Source organism: Cognatishimia activa (genome assembly GCF_017798205.1).
GTDB classification, from domain to species: domain Bacteria; phylum Pseudomonadota; class Alphaproteobacteria; order Rhodobacterales; family Rhodobacteraceae; genus Cognatishimia; species Cognatishimia activa_A.
This window is the reverse complement of the sequence record NZ_CP060010.1, coordinates 2,039,592-2,059,259: the sequence shown is the minus strand read 5'-3', so window position 1 is coordinate 2,059,259 and position 19,668 is coordinate 2,039,592. Positions and strand designations below refer to the sequence as shown.

Here is a 19,668-nt window from a genome sequence, read left to right as displayed (position 1 = left end):
AAAAGGTCAACAGTTCGGGGGTCGTTTAATTGCTGCGCAGAACGACGCATAGCCCCACAGTATTAGTACGATGTCCAAACTGCTGCAGTGCAACTTCGGGCGAACCCAGCGCCTATCGCCCGAAAACGGCGCACAGCATTTGACCTCTATTCAGGAATCTCAGACAGAAAACACAGAATGCGAGATCTTGGTCCAATGCCCAAAGCCTCCTGCACCTCTGGCATCATCGCAGCGGCTATGCCCGCCCCTCCAGATGCAGTCGTGGCAAGGTCCGAGGCCGCCATTTGCGGTAGGCGCTGTCTTACGTCGTCGTCACTGATCGTTAGGAAATCATCTGCGTCGCGGGCAAGACCATTTAGGGCAATCAACGAAGGCTCTTTGCAATCCAAACGCCCCATGATGCTGTCTGGCCCATCCGCAAAGACACAAGTGCCCGCACGCACACTGGCCAGCAAAGCAGGCGCGGCCTCTGGTTCAACGACTATGATCCGCGGCTCGTCGCCCCAGACCTTGCGGATATAGGCCGCGACCGCTCCGGCCATGCCGCCCACGCCAGCCTGAAGGAAAACATGCGTAGGCACTTCAGCGCATTGAGACACCACCTCATGGGCCATCTGTAGATAGCCTTCCATCAAGATGTACGGCAGCTCGACATAGCCTTCCCAAGAGCTGTCCGACAACAGGATCCAGCCCTGCGCCTCTGCCGCCTGAGCCGCAGCCTGCATGGATGTGGCATAATCAGCACCTTCGCGTATCACGCTGGCGCCAAAGCCTTTTAGTCGGTCTTCAAACGCGACGGGAACTGTTTCGGCAATATAGACGACAGCCTCTGCACCGAACATGCGCGCGCCACTCGCAACGCTAATTCCATGATTGCCAGCACTCGCGGTCACATAGGTGCGCCCCTTCAACGTGTCGGCATCGGGAGCCTTGTTGAGGTCTGACGCCTGACGCGCGATCACATAGGCCGCGCCGAGCGCTTTGAAAGAGCCCAACCCCATGCGGCTTCGTTCGTCCTTGACCCAGAACGCGCCAACCGAGGCCAATCTATTCGCATCCACCAATGGCGTTGTGACATCGCCGTCGAAATGGCGCAGAAGAACCTCGACACGCGTTTCGTCCACAGAAGGAAAAGGTGCGTTTTCCGCGATCTTGCCGCCGCCACGCAACGTGTTTTGCAACAATTCCATTCATCGCCTCCGAGATAGCTGGCGGCACATAAAGTCGTTCTTAAGAAAACCTCAAGACAACCAGACGCCATCATTTGGTCGTTCAGGAACCATCGTAAGAAAGCTCAGTCAACTTGAAACAGGACAGTGCTGAGTTTCTCTGCGGCGACAAGTAAGAGATCTTTGCGCTCCACGGCTTCGTTCAAAGTCATGCGCTGCGTTGGGCCATGGTACGCGACCGCGGCCACGAAGCGTCCCTGCGGATCAACGACTGGAACGGCAATAGCTATCATGCCGTCCATAAACTCCTCTTCGTCCAGCGCATACCCCTGCTTGCGGATCTTGCGCAATTCGGCCAGCAAAACATCGGGATCGCTGTGGGTCTTGTGCGTCATCTGTTTGAGATCCAGAGACGATATTATCGCTTCGCGGTTTTTCGGTGTCAGACTGGCCAGAAACGTCTTGCCACTTGCGGTGCAATGAAACGGAACGCTTGTGCCAATGGGAAGCTGGATGCGAAATGGCCAATCTGTTTCGACACGATCCAGATAATGCATTCCGGAATTACCCGGCGCGGCGTAGTTCACAGTTTCGCCCACCTGAGCGGCCACTTCCTTGAGGATCTGGTGACGCGCAATGTGATCTCTGGAGTTGTGCAAGAGCCCTGACCCAAGGTCTCGCAACCGCCGTGCCACCTGGTACTTCTTGGCATTGCCCGGACGGGTGAGGAAACCGTTTTCTTCCAGTGTTGCGCATAGCCGGTGGACCGTTTGCTTGGGCAGCCCAAGTTGATCATTGATCTCAGTGGCCGACATCGCCCGATCGCTTTTGCCCAATATCTCAAGGATCAACAGGGTTCTGAGGTTGGTTGGGATACGGTCGCTCTCCGACAAATCGAATGTCTCCGAAAAAAAGTTAGTGCAATTTCCGCGAATCACGATACCGTGCTTTTTTACCAAAATCGAGATTAAAAGTCTCAATTTTTGATATTTAGGTGGTAAATGAAGTTTGACTTCGTAGTTGTTGGTGCCGGCTCTGCCGGATGTGCGCTCGCGAACCGTCTGTCAGAGGACGGACGCTACAGCGTTGCGCTTGTCGAGGCAGGACCACCTGATCGCAATCCGTGGATCCATATTCCGGTCGGATATTTCCGCACGATGGGTAACCCGAATACGGATTGGCGCTATGTCACCGAAAGCGACGCAGGGATCGCGGGTCGCGCGATTGCATGGCCGCGAGGTCGGGTTCTGGGCGGGTCGAGCTCTATCAACGGATTGCTTTATGTACGCGGACAGCCTCAGGACTATGATCACTGGGCGCAGCTTGGGTGCACAGGCTGGTCCTGGGACAGTGTGAAGCCCCTGTTTATGCGTGCCGAGACCTGGCATGGCGAACATTCCAACGATGTGCGCGGCTCTGACGGGCCGCTGTCAGTTCAGGACTCGCGGCTAACTCGCGAGGTCGTCGACAAGTGGCTCGATGCTGCTGTGGCTGCGGGGTACAAGCGCACGCCAGATTACAATGGCGAAGACCAAGAGGGTGTCGGGTATTTCCAACTGACCATGAAGGGCGGACGTCGGTGTTCTTCTGCGGTCGCTTATCTGCGGCCCGCAAAAGACCGTCCAAACCTGACCATCATCACTGGCGCGCAGACAGAGAAAGTTCTGATCGAAGACGGCCGCGCCACTGGTATCCGTGTACGGCTCGGCGGCGAGATGCAAACCATCTCTGCGCGCTGCGAGGTGATCCTAAGCGCTGGCGCAATTGGTTCACCTCAGATCCTGATGCTATCGGGCGTCGGAGACCCTGAAGAGCTCAAGCCACATGGCATCGAAGTCAATGCAGCGCTGAGCGGCGTGGGCAAGAACCTGCAAGACCATCTGCAAGCGCGGCCCGTTTATAAGACCGATCTCAGCACGATCAACACAGAGGCCAGCAACGTCTTCAAACAGGGTTTGATCGCGATGCAATATGCGCTGACACAGCGCGGCCCAATGACCATGGCGGCAAGCCTTGGCACTGGGTTCCTCAAGACCGAAGAGCATTTAGAGACTCCAGATATTCAGTTCCACATCCAACCATGGAGCGCGGACAAACCGGCGGATGGCCCGCATAAATTCTCGGCCTTTACGGCCTCGGTTCTGCAATTGCGCCCGGAAAGTGCCGGGCATCTGAAAATCCGCTCGGCGAATATGGATGATCATCCGGAAATTCACCCGAACTATCTGGCGACGGACCTTGACTGCAAAACCATCGTGAAAGGCATCCAGATTGCCCGCAAGATCTCGAACACAGCCCCTCTCAAGGCGCATATCTCGGAAGAGCACGCACCGGGCAAAGATGTGGCGTTTGACGATTTCGAAGGAACATTGGATTGGGCGCGGCGTACTGCCGTGACGATCTATCACCCCACTGGCACCTGCAAGATGGGCATCGACGACAAAGCCGTCGTCGACCCTCGTCTCAAGGTCAAAGGCATCGACGGGCTGCGCGTTGCAGACGCGTCGATCATGCCGACCATCGTCAGTGGGAACACCAATGCACCGTGCATCATGATCGGCGAAAAAGCCGCCGATCTCGTATTGGAGGATGCGAGAACATGATGTGCGCCGCGCTATTCTTGTCGGTTTCCGGCACGGATTTCGGGTCACTTCAGACCCCAACAAACTCTGAGGCAATGCCTTCAGCCTCGGGACCAAAAAGAACGACGAAGGTTTTTAAATGGGAGGACAATAAATGTTCAAACTAAGACATGTAGCGGCAGGTGCCGCAACATTGGCGCTTATGGCGACCTCGGCGATGGCGGAAAAAGTTCTGCGCATCCAGTCGGTTTTGCCTAACACTGCAGACGAAGTCTTTATGCTGAACGAATTCGGCAAAGACGTTGCTGCTCTGACAGGTGGTTCCCTGACCATCGAAGTACTGCCAGCTGGCGCGGTCGTTGGCCCACGTGACATCATGGACGCGGTTGACGCGGGCCTGGTCGAAGGTGGCTTTGCATGGACCCACTACTGGGGTGGTAAGCACGTTGCAGCGAACCTCTTTGGTGCGCCTGTTGCGGGTGCCGGCGTCGGCATGGACAACATCGCATTCCTGAGCTGGTTCCAGTATGGCGGCGGTAAAGAGCTGTATGACCGTCTGTGGGACGAAATGGGCGTAAACGTCAAAGGCTTCATGCTGCAGCCTGTTGGCCCAGAAGCACTGGGTTGGTTCCCAGAGCCAATCAAATCCATGGATGACTTCCGTCAGATGCGTTTCCGTGCCCCTCCAGGCATGGTTGGTGCTGCTTATGCTGACATCGGTGTTCCTGCGGTCGCAATGGGCGGCGGTGACATCCTGCCAGCGCTGGAAAAAGGCACAATCGACGCGGCAGAATGGTGCTGCCCGAAGCCTGACTCCGTGTTTGGTTTCCAGAAAGTGCTGAAGCACTACTATCTGCAAGGTCTGCACCAGGTTGTTGTGAACGCCGACATGTATGTAAACGGCGACTTCTATGACTCCCTGTCTGACGTTGAGAAGAAAGCTCTGGAAGTTGCGGCAAACGCGTCTCTGTCCAAGTCCATGTCCTACCGTATTCTTGAAAACGGTAAGGCTCTGAAAGACCTGACAGACAACCACGGTGTTATCCTTGAGGATACTCCAGCGGATTACTTCACCGAGTATTCTGCAGCGGCAGCGAAAGCTCTGCAGGCTGCAGCAGATGAGAACGACTTCTTCGCAGAAGTATGGGCATCCCAGCGTGCCTTTGCTGAAGTGGCAGTTCCATTCTGGGCCGGTGCTCAGACCTCGAACGCAGGTCTTGGCCGTGCCTTCGCGGACACTCTGAAATAATCACATTGGCCGGGCCTTTCGGGGCCCGGCCGTTCTTTTGCTCAAAGCGCCTCTTGGGGGCGTTTTGGCCAAAAGAATGCCGTGGGCAAATCCACGGCTTGGGGAGGGAACCACATGGCTGACGAACCAAATCCAGAAGATCTGGAAATAGCTGACGAGCTGATTGCCGAACGACGCGCTGAAGCTCCGGGAGAAACGCCCGAGGACATGTCGGCCTGGCAACGCCCGATTACGGCGGCCATTGACGTCATCAACTATCGCGCCGGTCAGATCATCGCGCTGTTGATGGTGCCGCTGATTGTTGTGGTGGTTTATGAGGTTATTTCCCGGAACTCCTTTGCGATCCTGCAGGATGCCGGGTTCGAAGACCTTGCCCGTTCTTTGGGTTTAGGGCCAACGCTGTGGGTCTATGACACCAGCCGGATGATTGCGGGCGTGCTCTTTATGGCCGCCGCGGGCTATGGCCTGATGCGCGGTGTGCATATTCGCGCCGATTTCCTTTACAGGAACTGGTCGAGCAAGACGCAGGCGACAGTGGATGCCTTGCTGTACCTCTTGTTCTTCATGCCTTCGATGATTTTCTTCACCATCGTTGCCAGCCAATTCTGGTGGCTTGCCTATTCTACGGGCGAGACGATGGCGATTGACAGTGCATGGGGCCCGCTGCTGTGGCCAGCACGGACTGCGATGCCGGTCGGTGGCTTCCTCTTGATGCTGCAGGGTATTCCCGAGATTTTCCGAGCCTTCCATAAGATGGGCAAAGAGCGCGAGAAGCTGTTTGTCCGCGCCCTGCCCGTCTATGTGATTGCACTGGCATGGCTGATCCTTGCGATCTTTGCACCTCAACTGGTGCCGGGTGGCGAATGGTTCACTGGTGTTATGAGCGCGCGTCCGGAGCTGGACAAACCGACCATCGGTCTGATCATGCTCTTTGCGATGCTCTTCGTGATCTTCATCGGCTTCCCGATTTCCTTCACGCTGATCTTCTTGGCCTTTGTTTTCGGCATCTGGGGTGCGAACTTTAAGCTCACCACCCTGCTGATGACGCTGAACACCAACTCCACCATGCTGAATGACCAGCTGATGGCGGTGCCACTGTTTGTCCTCATGGGGATCGTGATGGAAGCCGCCGGTCTGATGGAGCGGCTCTTTGCCTCGATCCAGATGATCATGGCGCGGGTGCGCGGCGCCTTGTTCATTGCGGTTCTGATCGTGTCGACGATCTTTGCAGCGGCCACCGGTATCGTGGGCGCGTCAGTGACGCTCTTGGGCATCATGGCGGGCGCAACGATGAGCCGGTCTGGCTATAACGTGCAGCTTGCCGCCGGTACGATCACAGCGGGTGGTACGCTCGGCATTCTGATCCCGCCGTCGATCATGTTGATCGTTATGGGGCCTGTGCTTGAGGTCTCGACGCTCGACCTGTTCCGGGGGGCGTTCATTCCGGGCGCGTTGTTGGCGTCGCTCTATCTGCTCTACACATTGGGGCGCTGCTGGTTGAACCCTGAACTCGGCCCGATTTTGGCCGACGAAGACCAACCAGAGACGTCAAAGTTCTATGGCGCAGAGGTTGCCCTGATCTGTCTAGTTGTTCTGACGGTTTGCCGTGTCTTTGGTCTGAGCCTTGGTGGCGCCTTCGCTGGCACCGTGCCCTTCGCGGGGCTGATCGTTCTGGCGATTGTTCTGGCAGTCGCTTACGCGGCTTACCGTCGCCTGAACGTGCTGCGCATCGTCGTGCCAATCGCGGTCATCTTCCACCTCTATATGATCACCGCGAATATGGCGGGCGGCGAGCTGCCGATCTGGTCCACGATCTTCGGAGCCTTCACCGTGCTCTTGGCGATCTTGGGGCGTCCGATCTACAGCCGCGAAGCCGATGACTCCTTCTACTTCTCGGATCTGTGGGATGAGTTCTTTGCCGGCCTCATGCCACCCACCATCCTGATCTCCTTTGCTTTGGGTTCGATCCTCTTGGGTCTCGCAACCCCTGCAGAAGCCGCGGCGATGGGGGCCTTTGGTGCGATCCTTCTGTCGATTGGCTATCGCAAGTTCACGATCCCAAGCTTCTTTGACAGCCTGATCAAAGCGCTCGAGATCACGGTTCTGATCATGTTCCTTGTGGCCGCGTCCAACTTCTTTGGTGCGCAGTTCTCGGCTCTTGGAACACCTAAGATGATGACAGAACTCCTGCTGGGTCTGGATATGTCACCCTATCTGATCCTGATCCTCGTGATGGCGCTGATCTTCCTTTTGGGTTGGCCGCTGGAGTGGGTGCCGATCGTTCTGATCGTTGTTCCGATCCTTCTGCCAACTGTTGAGGCGCTCGATGTCTATGGGCTGGATCGCTATGACATGATGGTCTGGTTCGGGATCCTGGTTGCGGTGAACTTGCAAACCGCCTGGCTCTCGCCGCCTGTGGCGCTCTCGGCCTACTTCCTGAAGGGCGTTGTGCCGAACTGGGATCTTAAGGACATCTATCTAGGCATGATGCAGTTCATGTTGGTGCAGCTCTTTGGTCTGATCTTGCTGTTCCTCTTCCCGCAACTCGTGCTCTGGCTCCCAGAAGTCATGTCGGGGAACTAAGACATGAGCGCACAACGCAGCACTGTGTCCTACCTCAAATGGCCGCTCATCGTGACGGTGATCGGTCTGGGGCTCTCTGGGTGGCTCGGCTTTGCCACCGAGGGAGACATGCGGGGCATCATGTCCTTCCTCTTTGTGGGGGCGGTTCTGGCGGCACTAGAGATCGCGTTGTCTTTTGACAATGCGATCGTCAATGCCAACAAGCTCGAAGAGATGACGCCGGTCTGGCAAAGACGTTTTCTGACCTGGGGAATTTTGATTGCGGTCTTTGGCATGCGGATCGTCTTTCCGCTGGCGATTGTTGCAATTTTTGCCTGGATCAATCCTTTTGCGGCCATGCATCTCGCGCTCGCGGATCCGGATGAATACTCGCGGATCATCGGCCATGCGCATGGGCCGATCTCGGCCTTTGGCGGCACCTTCCTGATGATGGTGGCGCTCAAGTTCTTTATTGACGAAGACAAGTCGGTGGATTGGGTCAAAAGCGTTGAGCGTCAGCTGCGCAAATGGGGCTCTATCAGAGGCTTTGAGATCGCGTTGGTCCTCGTGATTGTCCTGATCATCGCCCAGTATCTGCCTGACTATAAGCTTGCGCCCTTCCTAACCTCTGCGGTCATGGGCCTGTTGGTTTTCACCTTGGTGGACGGTCTTGGCACATACCTCGACAATATTGCGGGTAAGACTGCTGAAATCGGGGCCAAAGGCGGGCTGGGTGCGTTCCTGTACCTCGAGGTCTTGGATGCAAGTTTCTCGTTTGACGGGGTCATCGGGGCCTTTGCTTTGACCGCCAATATCCTCTTGATCGCCATCGGTCTGGGCATTGGCGCGATGTATGTGCGCTCTATGACCATCATGCTGGTGGAACGCGGCACGCTGGCCGAGTTCCGCTATCTCGAACACGGCGCCTTTTATTCCATCTTTGCACTGTCGATTGTCATGTTCCTGCAATCGCTGACCCATGTGCATGAACTCATCACCGGAGGCGTCGGCATCGGCCTGATCGGCTTGGCCTTTTACGCCTCTATTATTCACAACAAACGGGAAGCCTAAGCTTTCGCCAAGAAAAGGACGGGCCTATGGCACGAAACTATCTGAAAAAGGCTGCTCTAACCTCGCGTTCTGACGCAGGCGAGACGACGGCCATCGTTGCTGGCATCCTTGCGGACATTGAAGAACGCGGTGAAGAAGCTGCGCTGGAATACGCGAAAAAGTTCGACAAATACGACGGCAATGTGCAGCTGACACCCGAGGAAATCGAGGCCGCAAGCGCGCTTGTGCCCGAGAAGCTGAAAGAAGATATCCTCTTTGCCCGCGACAACATCCGCCGTTTTGCCGAAGTGCAAAAGGGCACGGTGTCTGACGTAGAGTACGAGGTGAACCCGGGCTTCATAGCTGGTCAAAAAGCGATCCCAGTGGCAGCGGCGGGCTGTTACGTGCCCGCAGGTCGCTATCGACACATCGCCAGTGCCATCATGACTGTGACCACAGCCAAAGTGGCGGGCTGCGAGCACATTACCGTCTGCTCTGCCCCGCAGCCCGGTGTCGGGCTCTATCCCGCGATTGTCTATGCCGCCCATGTCTGTGGCGCAGATAAAATCATGGCCATCGGAGGCGTTCAGGGCGTGGCGTCCATGGCCTTCGGCCTCTTTGGTCAGCCCAAAGCCAATATCATCGTCGGCCCGGGCAACCAGTTCGTGGCAGAGGCCAAACGTACGCTTTATGGTCGCGTTGGCATCGACATGATCGCAGGCCCGACGGACAGCCTCATCCTTGCTGACAAAGATGCAGATCCGCATATCGTCGCGACCGATTTGGTCAGTCAGGCAGAGCATGGCTATAACTCTCCGGTTTGGCTGGTCACCGATGATCAGCCTCTGGCTGAAGACGTGTTGGCCCGGGTGCCCGACCTGATCGCCAAGCTGCCAGACCTGAACCGCGAAAACGCCGAAGCCGCGTGGCGCGATTATGCGGAAGTCATTGTTTGCGACGACCGCGAAGAAATGGCTGCCACCTCTGACGACTATGCGCCAGAGCACCTTACCGTGCAGGCCGCGGACCTGGATTGGTGGCTAGAGCGACTGAGCTGCTATGGCTCTTTGTTCTTGGGTGAAGAAACCACCGTGTCCTATGGCGACAAGGCGGCTGGCACGAACCACGTGCTGCCAACCTCCGGTGCGGCCAGCTACACGGGCGGCTTAAGCGTGCACAAATTCATGAAGATCGTCACTTGGCAACGCGCTACCCGCGAAGGTGCCAAGCAAGTCGCCCAAGCCACAGCGCGAATTTCGCGGCTGGAAGGCATGGAGGGCCATGCCTTGGCGGCGGACGTCCGTTTGGCGAAATATTTCCCAACCGAGAACTTTGATCTTAGCGCTGAGGGCTAAGCCAGCGGAGTTTTCGTTCATCAAATAGAAAGGGCAACGGATGTATAAAAAGATACTCGTACCTTTGGCACTGGACCACGGCATTTCCCCACAAACTTTGGGAGCCGCTCAAGCGTTGTTGTCGGAGGGCGGTGAAATCACGGCCCTTCATGTCTATGAAATCCCGCGCGGCACCGTCAGCACCTATTTGCGCGAGGATGCAATCGAATATGGCCTCGATGCTGCTGAGAAGTTGTTGAAGCAAAAAACACAGGATCTGGAGGGCGTGAAGGCAGAAGTCATAAACGGCCATGCCTATCGCTCGATCATCGAGTATGCCGACAACGGGCAGTTTGATTGTATCGTGATCGGGTCCCACAAACCGGGCGTCAGCGATTTTTTGATGGGCTCTACGGCTGCCAAAGTTGTTCGCCACGCGGCCTGCGCCGTTCACGTGCATCGCACCCGGTAGGATTGGCTTCCCCTACTTTTGCGTTGGTATTGGTGCGCGCACTATGTTGCAATTGCTTTGGCACGGACCGACGATGACACTTGAAATGCCTGGGTGACTAAACCCTTTGCCATCCCGACTTGCGTTTGGATGGGGCGCATTTCGTCTGGACGCTTGTTCAAAAGATCTATCAGATAGTCTTGTTCATCTTTGTGCACAGGGTCATTGATCAAGTTCAGCATCTCATCTGGATCACTCGCTAGATTTGGACGTGTTGCGGTTTGATGTCGCTCTTTTGAAAGCATTTTGCAGCAAAGGAGACGAACTACGAGACCGAAACGACCACACAGTGCATTGGGCTACCGCCCATCGGCCCCGGAAACCATCGTCCCGATGGAACCCAGGCCAATAATCCACTATCGGTCAAACTGGACCTCACAAGTTGGGCTGATCAGTTTTGTACCATTGGCTCCGGATTGCCCTGTGAAAAACAAGCTGGGCACATGCAAGCCTATTTCCCGATGGACAAATCGTAATCTGCCTCAGCGCGGCTACGCAATTCCTCGAAACAGAGAAAAGAAAATCATCTCGATTTTAGGGCTTCGGCAGACGCAGCTATCGCGTCTGCCAATATTTCGTTGTTGCCGATGTGATTTGCAAGAACCAGAACCAGTCGAGCATTGAGAGCATGTGTTTCTTCGTCCTCAAGCCCCTCGTGCACGTTCAATAGTGCTTCGTAGAACCCGTCTGCGTCTTCTAAATTGGGCGACAGAATAAGCTTTGCCATAAGTTAATTCCTCGCGGTTGCCGTTTTCATTGCAAGCTCTAGAGCAGTGACATCCAGTGCCGGCCACCGCGCTGCAACATGCTGGTCAGGTCGGATTAGCAAAACTGCGCTTTCGCCCTGACCCAGAAAACGCTCGGCCAGAAGGCCGTCATCGGCCTTCAGCGACAGGCAAGATATCGTATCCGCCCCAATTGCGATGCTTTCTGGTAGATCACAGTTTATCCCCAATACCGAGAAGCAGCCTGAGGACATCCTGTCCAACAGAAAGCCCTCTTCCAAGGGCGCGTCGGGCAAAGGGCTTCCTGGTCGCGTGCGCGCAGGTCCATTCGGCAGAGCATCCGGGCTATTCAGTGAAGAACCGTCGTAGGTACACGGGTTCGAAAGCCGACCAGAATTCACCAGCGGACGCGCAAATTCGAAGTCCTCGACAAGATCTAACACCGCGTCCCGAAACAGCGCGTGCGCGGTGTTGCGTGGCGTCAAAAAGTCTGCGGTCCTACTCGAGTTGGAAATGTTTTCTTCTGCGCCATACTTGCGCTCTTCGTGATAGCTATCCAACAAGGCGTCATCTGCTTGACCCTTTAGGACCATCGCAAGTTTCCAAGCCAAATTGTCACTATCTTGGATGCCACCGTTACACCCGCGCGCTCCAAATGGACTAACTTGGTGCGCACTGTCACCGGCAAAGAATACACGTCCGTGTCGATATTTTTCCATGGTTGCGCAGCGAAATGTGTAGATCGATGTCCATACGAGTTCAAACTCGATATCCCGCCCAATCATAGCCGAAACTCGGGACTTGATTTTCTCTGGGTCCATTTCCGCGCGGCGGTCGATGCCCCACCCCAATTGGAAATCTAATCTCCAGACATCATCGGGCTGTTTGTGAAGCAATGCCGTTTCACCGCGATTGAAGGGTGGGTCAAACCAAAAACGACGTTCGACCGGGAAGTCGGCCTTCATCTTAATGTCGGCAATTAGGAAATTGTCTTCAAACACACGCCCTTCAAAACCCAAGCCCAGCAGTTCACGCGTCGGAGACGAAGCGCCGTCGCAAGCAACGACGTACTCTGCTTCTATTTGATAGGGGCCATCTGGTGTATCAACGTCCAGCAAGACGTGATCGCCTTTTTGCGTGAGACCTATTAAGCAGTTTTTCCCACGAATCTCGATCGGTGCTCCTTTGGATTGCTGTGCCCGAATTTCTTCGACAATGAACTTTTCAAAGTAAGGCTGCTGCAAGTTGATAAAGGCGGGATTTTTGTGCCCCTCTTCAGGCAGCAGGTCAAAATTGTATATCTCGCGCTCGTTGCGATACACCCGACCGATGTTCCAAACCACGCCTTTGTTTACCATTTGCTCTCCGCATCCCAGGCGGTCACAAATTTCCAAGGTGCGTTTTGCAAAACAGATCGCACGGCTTCCCATACCCACGCCGTCGTGATCATCTAAGAGCAAACACTCTGTACCTTTTTTCCCAAGATCCAAAGCAAGGCTCAGGCCAACGGGACCCCCGCCAACGATAACAACGGAATTGCGGCGCACTGTCGCCGCAGACTGATCACCAACTTGTTTGTATGGGTAAAGCTGAAACGCGGTTTGGTAGCGCTCTTTGACCATCTATGCGCCCCCTTGAAGGGCTTCCCACATTTCAAGATCGCGCTCAGCCGTCCACACCCGCGGTGTGTCGATGCCCCGCGCTTCGTCGTATGCGCGAGCAACGTTGAAAGGCAGGCAGTGCTCGTAAATGGCATAGTCTTTGAACTTAGGATCACATTCAGCCCGAACCGCATCCCATGCATCTTTCAAAGATCCCCCCCGAGCTGCAACCTTTGCCGCTGGCTGGAATGTTGAGTCTACAAAATCTCGGGTGAGCTCGATCGCCTCTTCTACGGCCGTACGACCAACCAGCGCATCACCACGACCTGGTGCAATGAATTGCGGGTCGTAAGCTTTCACCCGATCAAGAGTTTTGCCCCAATCTGCGAAATGGCCATCGCCACAATAACACGCGGAGTGCTTTTCAACGATATCTCCCGTGAACATCGTCTGGCCATCGGGAACCCAAATCACGCTATCTCCGGCTGTATGAGCTCGGCCGATCTGATTGATCACCACTTTTCGATTACCGAGATATACCGTCATTTCATCACTGAACGTTGTCGTAGGCCACGTCAGTCCCGGAATGCTCTCATGCCCTTCGAAGAGGCGTGGAAAACGTTGAAACTCGCTGTCCCAATCTTGCTGCCCTCGTTCGACAACCATGGCCCGCGCTTTGTCTGACATGATGATTTGAGCTGCGCCAAATGCGCTTGCGCCAAGAACCCGCACAGCATGATAGTGCGTCAACACAACGTGACTAATAGGCTTGTCCGTAACTGTGCGCACACAATCTATGACCTTTTGAGCAAGGCGCGGAGTTGCTTGCGCCTCAACAATCATGACGCTGTCATCACCTATGATCACGCCGGAATTTGGATCACCTTCCGCAGTGAACGCATAAAGACCTTCTCCAATCTGAGTGAAAGAGGTCTTCTTTTCGGACATATCGCCCTGGCTAGCGAATGCTTTTGCCATGTTTCATCACCCCGCACTTTTCATTTCATTTGAAACGATTTTTGTTTCAGGTGAAATGAAAGTCAATTAGAAAGTCAAAATAGAAGGACGCACGTCAAGTAACCTAGATGCACTTGTGTCGTCAGCAGACACGCAAACATAGCGCTATTTTGTAGACTACTTGGCACAAACTAAGGCTCGGAATATTCCGTATCCAGATCCACATCTAAAATACGATCCAATGCGCCAATGAAACTGTCCGCATCGGTGCTCAGCAACTCGGAAATTTGGTTTTGAAATTGGACCGCAATAGCCAGAATTTCCTGCATTACTTCTTCGCCTTGCTTCGAAAGCGTTAGTGCAACCAGGCGACGGTCCATTTCATTTTTGTCTTTTATTAAGATACCTGCCTTCACCAATTTTGAAGCCGCCCTGCTCGCAGTGACCTTGTCTAAATGCACACGTTGATGAATGTCCCGAATGGAAACCGACCCGGCATCGGAAACGTGAACCAGCACCCTCCATTCGGCAATGGTGATCCCAAACTTATCACGATACCTCGCGGAAAATTCGGTGCTCAGCTTTTCAGCCGCCAAAGTCAGTTTATATGGAATGTAGGCTGCAAGTTCGAATGCTTGTATTTGCTCTGTCATTCCCAGCCCCTCAAAGTGGTTGCTAGATTGCTTGAAAAAGGAAATGGCACGGAATGATCGGTATGACAAATTTTTTGGGTTTTTCTTTTTACAGCTTTTCTATGCTGATTTAACAAAACGTCCCAAACAACTAAGTTGCTCTTCAAAGACCGACCAATACTCAGAGCCTAAGCCGCGCTCAGCAAACACACAAATTGTCTAAGTCTTTGAATTTGTGGTGCCCGGGGGCGACGATGAACTCGTGTCCCACGGCATTTCAAGTTGCATTATTGTAATTTTAAATCAATGGCTTAAATACAAATCTATGTTCCATCCTGTTGCATAATGACTCACTGCATCCCAAATAAAAGGGTGGACAAATTGGTGGATACAGATGGGGCACTCCCTGAACAAACTGTCGGCAACATTTATTAAATCAGCACCCGTCGGGAAACACTCCGACGGAGGTGGGCTTTGGCTACACAAAAGACCAGACGGCGGATCACAATGGTTCTTAAGGGTCAGCGTTCACGGCAGGAGGCGCGAGATGGGCTTGGGTTCGCCGCCGACTATTTCGCTAAAGCATGCGCGGCAAGAGGCTCAGCGGTGGCGCAGTTTTGCGAAGTCTGGTGTTGATCCCATCAAACAGCGAGAAAAGGAGCGTCGGGAAGCGGAGCGCAATCTCCACATCCTGTCAGATGTGGCCAGTGATTGCTTTGAAGCGCGCAAGGCGGAATTAAAGGGAGATGGCAAGGCAGGGCGTTGGTTCTCGCCTCTCGAATTGCATGTTCTACCGAAACTTGGCCGGATACCGATTGCCGAAATTGACCAGCGAGACATCCGCGATGCCTTAGCACCAATCTGGCATGAAAAGGTGGAAACCGCCAAGAAAGCACTTAATCGCTTGTCCATTTGTATGCACCACGGCGCTGCCTTAGGTTTGGATGTCGATCTACAAGCTGCGGACAAAGCCAAAGCACTGCTGGGTGCCCAGCGAAAAAAGGTGAAACATACCCCGTTCATGCGATGGCAAGACGTCCCGGAGTTCTATGCCAGCTTGGACGGCGACACAGTGACCCATTTGGCGCTCAAACTGCTAATCCTAACTGTAGGCACTCGCACGCGACCGCTACGATTTTTGCGTTTAGACCAAATTGATAGCGACGTATGGACAGTTGCAGCGGACGACATGAAGGGACGCATCGGTACAACAAACGATTTTCGAGTTCCGCTATCAACGCAAGCACTAGACCTTATTTGCAGAGCCGAACCAATGGCGCGAGATGGCTATTTGTTTCCGAGCCAGCGGAAAGGCGTGATATCAGATGCCACGATGTCCCGACTAATGGATCGCCGAGGCTTGGAGGCCAGACCTCATGGTTTTCGATCCAGCTTTAGGACATGGTGCGCAGAACAAACCGATACGCCAAGAGAGGTTGCAGAAGCCTGCTTGGCGCACGTTACGGGCACGGCGGTTGAACGTGCCTACCGCCGAACTGACTATCTCGACCAACGGCGCCGCATTATGCAACGCTGGGCAGACCACGTAACGGGTTCGGCTTGAGCCGATGAGCGCCAATCCAAGAAGATTACCTGTCATTATTTCTACAACCTGCCCTCACCCGGAGGAAGCCAGTATAGAGTGGTCAATGTTTGAGGCGATGGCGACTGCCGAGGCCAAAGGTGACAGATCGTTGAGCTTTGGCGAAAAGGGTAAAAAAAGGATTATCGAAGCCTTAAGACTTGTCTCATCTCAAGAGCAGGCCGCCACACTTGAGGCAACAAAACTAAAGGCGACACGTATATTTGAGATCGTGACAGGTGGCTTGCCCGACCACATCATTTTGGCGGGTCACGACAAGTGGACACCTAGCCAATTCATGAGAAACCTTCCCGGCTTTGACGAAAGTGTTTTTGAGCAAATTATGGTCAATACACTCGACGAAGCGCAGAACGGAAAATCAGTAAAACAACGGGTTGAAGTCTATCGACGTCTACTTCGCAACGGGGGCCAGTGCATTACGATCAAACAACCTAGGCCAGAAGCAATTGCTGTTTACTTGGTGCGAGAAGTGTTTCGCGAATGCGGGATGAAGGCGAAAGTATTGCACACGCGTCCAACGTCCGAAGGCGAAGGAAATGAGGCTCAAAGCGCGTTTGAGAAATTTGCCTTTGCTTACATTTTGCCTGATATTGGCTCAGATGACGCAGCCAAGAAGGTATTGCTCAGGCGTTTGCAAGAAGCTGAACGCGCACTTTCGAATTCAGCAAGATTCTGATTATAAATGTTAATATCCCGTCCGTGCTGGATGTTGCTTTTTAAATGACCATGAAACCAGTTGAAACAACTGGGAACATTTACATGGTCTACCTTTCAAGCAACCAAGTCCAAGAGCGCTACCAGATTAGCCGCTCGTCTCTTTATAGGTGGCAGGACGAGCCGAGCATTGGCTTTCCTCGCCCTGTTAAAGTTGGTCATCGTATCCTTTGGCGCGACTCTGATCTAGATGCCTTCGATGCCCGCTTGGCGGGCGCTTCCCTTACAAACTCACAAGGTGAACCCGCTGAATAACAAAAGCCCGAACCTAGCCCGGAAAAGTATGGTTCGGGCTAGGTTCGGGCTTCGTGCGTAATTTTCTAAAAGGAAGCACCATGACTTCAAACAACAATCGCAATACGCCACGAGACCGTTCCATAGTCAAACTGGTGATGGCCAATGACCTCCACGAGTGGTTCACCAATGCATGGCATGAAAGCCCAACGAAAACCGTTCTAATCCCATTTGACGATGCTATTTTTCTTGGTTTTGAAAACGGTGCAACAGGTATGCGTTTTGGCGTTGCATTGCCAGTTTCAGATGCAGAACGGTTAGCACGTTCGATGGCTGATCACGTTCAGGCAATAGCTTCTCTGACAGGGAGAACCCAATGAACTTACCACCGCGTTTTATCCTATATCGACGAACTTGGGACGCTCAAAACGGCAAATGGCAGAAGATCCCGTGTGATGAGTATGGCCGAAACATAAATGCGCATGATCCTAAGAATTGGCGTGGCCATGCAGACGTTGTCCCATTTGCCAAATGGGACGAAACACGGCCAGACAAACCTTATGGAATTGGCTGGGTGTTAAATGGGGAAGGATACTTTTTCATCGACATTGACGATGGAAAGGACACTACAGGCGCATGGAAACCCGACGTAGAAAAGCTATTCCTCGGTTTCGCGGGCGCGCTAGGGGAACTCTCAACAAGCGGTAACGGTCTGCACATCATTGGTCGTTGTGACCCGTCCCGCCTACAAGTCCTTCGCAACAAGTGGAATGGAGACCGTGAGTTTTACACCGACAAACGATTTGTTGCGTTGTCCAAAGACGGGCTTGTGCCTATCAAATACGAAGCAAACGACCGCGACTGGACCGATCATTTACTTCATGTGGTGCCACATAGGGAGAAGGACACGGGTTCGCTTCGAGAAGGACGTGACGGTGGCTACGACGGCCCCGAAGATGATAACGAACTGCTTGAATTGATGCTCAAGTCTTGCTCGGCAAGTGCGGCGTTTGGCGGCGTTAGATTCAGTGATCTTTGGCGCGCCAATGGTTGCAAACTAGGTGCAAAGTACCCCGATGATAAACGCGCGTTCGATCATAGTGCGGCAGACGCAGCGCTAGCACAGCATCTTGCATTTTGGACAGGCCGAGACGCCCAGCGCATGGAACGCCTATTTCGGCGTTCAGGTTTGATGCGTGACAAGTGGGAAAGCCGCCCGGACTACAGGGCAAGAACGATACGAAACGCAATCAAATTGTGTAAGAGCGTTTACTCAAAGCCGAAAACAACGGCTGACGAGAACCCCGTACTGCATCCAGACATGAGTCATGATGAATTGGCGATACATATTTTCAAACAGTTTTGGGCAGGCGAAATGCTATATATCCCTGAGGAAGACCGCTGGGTTGAATGGAACGGGCAGCGTTGGGCGCGGGCAACAACCAAAAATGACCAAATCACAAGGTTGCGCCGTGACCTTCGCCGTATTCCCGATTCCGGTGACACATCCAAGCGCAAGCGCCTTGGCGACCAAAAGACGGTGATGGCGGTCAATGCGTTTATGAAAACAAATGAAGGTGCAACACGACGCCTCTTAAAATGGGACGAAGACCCTTTTCTGCTCGGCACACCGAGATGCATAGTTGATTTGAAGACTGGCCAAATCAGACCACGTCGACATGACGATTACCTCCTTTGCTCAACAAAATTCGACCCTTCCCCCGTAGCGTCCGAACCTGTGGTTTGGTTGGAATTCCTCAATTCGATCAGCGAGGGCAACACTGAGGTTATTGAGTTTCTGCAAAGGTTGAGCGGGTACGCTGCGACAGGTTCAACGAAAGAACACAAGCTGTTCTTTGCCTATGGCGCTGGGCGGAATGGGAAAAGCACATGGCTTAACACGCTAGTGGAAATTTTCTCCAATGAATATGCGCGGGTCATTTCGCCCAAGCTACTACTGGACAAGAAGACAGAACAACACGCTACAGATTTGGCTTATTTATCCAACGCACGTCTTGCCCGCGCTTCGGAAATACCAGTTGGTAAAAGTTGGGACGAAGTCTTGGTCAAGCAAATCACCGGGGGTGACCCCATCACAGCGCGATACATGCGACAAGATAACTTTACGTTCAAGCCGCAATGCACTTTGATCGTCGATGCAAACAACGCCCCATCAATTCGCGGCATTGATGAAGCAATGCGACGTCGCATGTGTGTCATCCCATTCAAGGTTACGATACCGGTTGAAGAAGTCGATCCCAACTTGAGTGACAAACTGCTCGAAGAGGGCCCTGCTATCTTGAGGTGGATTATCACAGGGGCCGTTAACTGGCATAGAGACGGCCTGAAAATTCCCAAGGTCGTTCAAGCGTCAACAACCGATTATCTCGAAGCCGAAGACACCTTGGGCACCTTCTTGAAGGAACGATTTTCTGACGATCCCAACGGACGTGTGTGCAACCTTGAACTGCACAGCATGTTCCAAACATTTCTTATGTCACAGGGCTTGGGCACATGGTCGAAGGCATCCCTTAGCAAAGAAATGAAGAAACGTGGTTATCAGAGCTATAGGTCCGGTAGCGAACGTGGATTTAAGGGGTTAAGACCCAATAGAGGCCTGCCCAGCGCCTCATTTCCATGATCAGTGAAAACGACTTGGGACAGTAGGGACAGTTTTTCTTCTATGGGGCACATAGCCATTGGCAACGAAACGGCGAATATGTGCGCTATAGCCTAGGAACTGTC

General features: G+C 53.7%; 17 protein-coding genes. 11 read left to right on the top strand and 6 right to left on the bottom strand.

Annotated features, from left to right (window positions below; translation table 11 throughout):
* Positions 1–146: 146 nt before the first annotated feature.
* Complete coding sequence (locus HZ995_RS10105; protein ID WP_209355541.1) at positions 147–1,190, bottom strand: pyridoxal-phosphate dependent enzyme; 1,044 nt, start codon at positions 1,188–1,190, stop codon at positions 147–149.
* A 104-nt stretch (positions 1,191–1,294) separates the two neighbouring features.
* Complete coding sequence (locus HZ995_RS10100; protein WP_209355540.1) at positions 1,295–2,062, bottom strand: IclR family transcriptional regulator; 768 nt, start codon at positions 2,060–2,062, stop codon at positions 1,295–1,297.
* A 108-nt stretch (positions 2,063–2,170) separates the two neighbouring features.
* Here HZ995_RS10100 and HZ995_RS10095 point away from each other — a divergent pair, with 108 nt between their 5' ends.
* From HZ995_RS10095 to HZ995_RS10070, 6 genes are all read left to right on the top strand, one after another.
* Positions 2,171–3,772, top strand: coding sequence for a GMC family oxidoreductase (locus HZ995_RS10095; protein ID WP_209355539.1), 1,602 nt, complete (start codon positions 2,171–2,173; stop codon positions 3,770–3,772).
* Between the two features lie 133 nt (positions 3,773–3,905).
* Positions 3,906–5,000 carry a TRAP transporter substrate-binding protein gene (locus HZ995_RS10090; RefSeq protein ID WP_209355538.1) on the top strand — a complete coding sequence of 365 codons (1,095 nt, stop codon included), beginning with the start codon at positions 3,906–3,908 and terminating at the stop codon, positions 4,998–5,000.
* Between the two features lie 114 nt (positions 5,001–5,114).
* Positions 5,115–7,583 carry a TRAP transporter large permease subunit gene (locus HZ995_RS10085; protein WP_209355537.1) on the top strand — a complete coding sequence of 823 codons (2,469 nt, stop codon included), beginning with the start codon at positions 5,115–5,117 and terminating at the stop codon, positions 7,581–7,583.
* A 3-nt stretch (positions 7,584–7,586) separates the two neighbouring features.
* On the top strand, positions 7,587–8,633 hold the full coding sequence (locus tag HZ995_RS10080; protein ID WP_209355536.1) for a DUF475 domain-containing protein: 1,047 nt from the start codon (positions 7,587–7,589) through the stop codon (positions 8,631–8,633).
* 26 nt (positions 8,634–8,659) lie between these two features.
* Positions 8,660–9,967, top strand: a complete 1,308-nt coding sequence (gene hisD, locus HZ995_RS10075) for a histidinol dehydrogenase (RefSeq protein WP_209355535.1) — start codon at positions 8,660–8,662, stop codon at positions 9,965–9,967.
* A 40-nt stretch (positions 9,968–10,007) separates the two neighbouring features.
* Positions 10,008–10,418: a universal stress protein gene (locus HZ995_RS10070; RefSeq protein ID WP_209355534.1), complete on the top strand. Its 411-nt coding sequence runs from the start codon at positions 10,008–10,010 to the stop codon at positions 10,416–10,418.
* Positions 10,419–10,980: 562 nt separating this feature from the next.
* On the opposite strand, the gene HZ995_RS10065 is transcribed toward HZ995_RS10070, so the two are convergent.
* From HZ995_RS10065 to HZ995_RS10050, 4 genes are all read right to left on the bottom strand, one after another.
* Positions 10,981–11,184, bottom strand: a complete 204-nt coding sequence (locus tag HZ995_RS10065) for a DUF2783 domain-containing protein (RefSeq protein WP_209355533.1) — start codon at positions 11,182–11,184, stop codon at positions 10,981–10,983.
* 3 nt (positions 11,185–11,187) lie between these two features.
* The gene (locus tag HZ995_RS10060; RefSeq protein ID WP_209355532.1) at positions 11,188–12,804 is read right to left on the bottom strand and encodes an FAD-dependent oxidoreductase; all 1,617 of its coding nucleotides are present in this window, start codon (positions 12,802–12,804) and stop codon (positions 11,188–11,190) included.
* Positions 12,805–13,761: an MBL fold metallo-hydrolase gene (locus HZ995_RS10055; RefSeq protein ID WP_209355531.1), complete on the bottom strand. Its 957-nt coding sequence runs from the start codon at positions 13,759–13,761 to the stop codon at positions 12,805–12,807. It lies immediately after the preceding gene.
* A gap of 170 nt (positions 13,762–13,931) precedes the next feature.
* Complete coding sequence (locus HZ995_RS10050; protein WP_209355530.1) at positions 13,932–14,393, bottom strand: MarR family winged helix-turn-helix transcriptional regulator; 462 nt, start codon at positions 14,391–14,393, stop codon at positions 13,932–13,934.
* Between the two features lie 373 nt (positions 14,394–14,766).
* Here HZ995_RS10050 and HZ995_RS10045 point away from each other — a divergent pair, with 373 nt between their 5' ends.
* The 5 genes from HZ995_RS10045 (at position 14,767) to HZ995_RS10025 (ending at position 19,564) form a co-directional block, all read left to right on the top strand.
* Positions 14,767–15,936: a tyrosine-type recombinase/integrase gene (locus HZ995_RS10045; RefSeq protein WP_209355529.1), complete on the top strand. Its 1,170-nt coding sequence runs from the start codon at positions 14,767–14,769 to the stop codon at positions 15,934–15,936.
* A gap of 85 nt (positions 15,937–16,021) precedes the next feature.
* A complete protein-coding gene (locus tag HZ995_RS10040) occupies positions 16,022–16,651 on the top strand; it encodes a hypothetical protein (RefSeq protein WP_209355528.1) in 630 nt (209 codons plus the stop codon).
* 44 nt (positions 16,652–16,695) lie between these two features.
* Positions 16,696–16,944, top strand: coding sequence for a helix-turn-helix transcriptional regulator (locus HZ995_RS16215; RefSeq protein WP_209355527.1), 249 nt, complete (start codon positions 16,696–16,698; stop codon positions 16,942–16,944).
* A gap of 80 nt (positions 16,945–17,024) precedes the next feature.
* Entirely contained in the window at positions 17,025–17,303 is a 279-nt protein-coding gene (locus HZ995_RS10030; RefSeq protein WP_209355526.1) for a hypothetical protein, read from the top strand.
* Positions 17,300–19,564, top strand: coding sequence for a phage/plasmid primase, P4 family (locus HZ995_RS10025; RefSeq protein WP_209355525.1), 2,265 nt, complete (start codon positions 17,300–17,302; stop codon positions 19,562–19,564). Before HZ995_RS10030 ends, HZ995_RS10025 begins: the two co-directional genes overlap by 4 nt.
* Positions 19,565–19,668: the final 104 nt, after the last annotated feature.